Consider the following 1,855-nt stretch of genomic DNA (forward strand, 5'->3'; position numbering starts at 1 on the left):
ACGTCCTCTGGGCCCTCCTCCGCGACGGACGGACCTACGAACTCATGCCACCCACCGCGCACGCGGCTTGACAGACCGCATTAGGAATCACTGACGCCTTGCGCAATCAGGCCGCGATCGCCGGCGATGACCCCGCCGCCGCGAAACTGATCGCCGGATCCATCCTCCTGGCAATCCACGCCGCCACCGACGCCGACAATCAGGACGTCATGCCCCTGCTGCGCGCCCTACGCCACGAGATCCTCCAGGCCCGCTGAGCGGGGCTCAGCGGCGCCGGACCACCTGACATGGCTGTTGGTCAGCGCTGGACGAGTCCCGGTCGATGTCACGGTGGGCAAGCTGCACGACCAGGCCCCGATCGACGAACGCCTGCGCCGCGCCGGCCAGCCCGTACGTGGCGGCCTCCTCGATGTCGCCGGCAACGACGGCGTGCAGCGCCATGGCCGTCACTGCGGGACGGTGGCGTCCGTCGGCGCACTGGGTGACCACGGTGATCGGCTCCTTGGAAGGACCGGCCAAGTGCGCCAGGATCTGCCGCGCGGTCGCTGCGAGGAACTCACGCACGCTGCTGTACCGCAACAGCCGAGATCAGGGCGACCAGGGCCGTCAACTGGGACAGTCAGGAGATGTGGCTCACCATGTAGGCGGTGCCCACGCTTTCTTCCTCGTGTGAGTCCGCCTGGATCGCGAGATCCGGCCCGGCCGTGGTGAAGTCGAACCCGTTCGTCATCGGCTGCGTGCAGTCGACGCGCTTAGCTGTCTTAGCGTTGCCTGAGGCGACCGTGAAGGTGACCGTACCCTCCCCTGCGCATGCCACCTCCACCCGCAGGGCGGTGCCGGGTTTGATGGTCTTGTCCAGGTTCTGCCCGGGCACCGCGAGGGAGCCGGACGAGACCACACCCTCCTCGTCCGACTCCAGGCGATCCGTCATGTTGAGCAAGTCGCGGGCTTCTTCGTTCAGCTGCTCCCGGCCGGGCTGGGAGGGCGGCTGCGCTGTGGGAGCCGCGGTGGCGCTCGCCGCCTTCTGAGGCTGCGCTGCTTTGGACGTCGGAGGGGAGTCAGAGCAGGCAGATGCCATGCCGGTAATCAACGCGACGGCAGTCAGAGCACTGCCGGTGTGGCGGGTGAAGCGGTACATGAGGTCCCCCGAGGTGCACTCACAAGCCGAACAGGCGTTCAGGCCCAGGTGATCATCCCGTGCGAACACCCGCGTCGCCTCTGCAATCTGGGCACCGGTACCAGATTGGTACAAAGGTTCGACGCACTGCTCCCCCCAAGGGAGTGCCCCCCACGGTGGCCGCAGGTCGTGACCCTCAAGTGACTTCACGAAAGGGCACTCGGCCCACGAGGGTTGGTGGAGATGACCCCGCGCTGGGGACGGCACTGAACGCCAACCGGTACGACTATGCCGGTGTAGTGCTGTAGACAACCACGCAGGCAATCTGGGGCGCCGGTTCGCCATCTACCTCCGCCGGGAGGTCGCCGCCCATGCGGGCCTGACCAACAACAGTGCCGGGCACGAGCCAGATACGTTCGAGGCCCGGCTCGGGCAGCAGGCTCAGCACCTGCGCCGGCTGAAGGTGGAGCGGGGGAATCCCTCTCTGCGCCGGATCGAGCTGCGGGCGAAGCAGATTGGCAAGGGGGTGGCATTGCCCATTGCCACCCAGAGCGCCGCCCTCGACGGCAAACGGTACGTGAGCCTGGACAAAATCATTGCTCTCGTCCGGACTCTGATGTCCTGGGATGTGAACGGCGACTAGCCCCCCCGTTACCTTCTTCGTGGCTCCGCAATGGGGCCTCCGGCCTTCGGGTCCGGCATGACTTCCCCCCCTTGTTGCGGTTGATGATCCGGGGG

The 1,855-nt window shown here is 67.0% G+C and carries 3 protein-coding genes; 1 reads left to right on the plus strand and 2 read right to left on the minus strand.

Going from position 1 to position 1,855, the window contains the following annotated elements:
- Window positions 1-98 precede the first annotated feature (98 nt).
- On the plus strand, window positions 99-257 hold the full coding sequence (locus ACFYW5_RS37900; RefSeq protein ID WP_389421686.1) for a hypothetical protein: 159 nt from the start codon (window positions 99-101) through the stop codon (window positions 255-257).
- A gap of 7 nt (window positions 258-264) precedes the next feature.
- On the opposite strand, the gene ACFYW5_RS37905 is transcribed toward ACFYW5_RS37900, so the two are convergent.
- Together ACFYW5_RS37905 and ACFYW5_RS37910 are read right to left on the minus strand one after the other, a co-directional pair.
- Window positions 265-564 (minus strand): hypothetical protein, encoded by a 300-nt coding sequence (locus tag ACFYW5_RS37905; protein ID WP_389421687.1) that lies wholly within the window; start codon window positions 562-564, stop codon window positions 265-267.
- Window positions 565-619: 55 nt separating this feature from the next.
- Window positions 620-1,138: a hypothetical protein gene (locus ACFYW5_RS37910; RefSeq protein ID WP_389421688.1), complete on the minus strand. Its 519-nt coding sequence runs from the start codon at window positions 1,136-1,138 to the stop codon at window positions 620-622.
- Between the last annotated feature and the right edge of the window lie 717 nt (window positions 1,139-1,855).

Source organism: Streptomyces sp. NPDC002779 (assembly GCF_042888685.1).
In the GTDB taxonomy this organism is placed as follows: Bacteria; Actinomycetota; Actinomycetes; order Streptomycetales; family Streptomycetaceae; genus Streptomyces.

Coding starts and splice junctions, on each gene's coding strand:
- ACFYW5_RS37910 (WP_389421688.1), bottom strand. CDS start 1,138: ATGTACCGCTTCACCCGCCACACCGGCAGTGCTCTGACTGCCGTCGCG.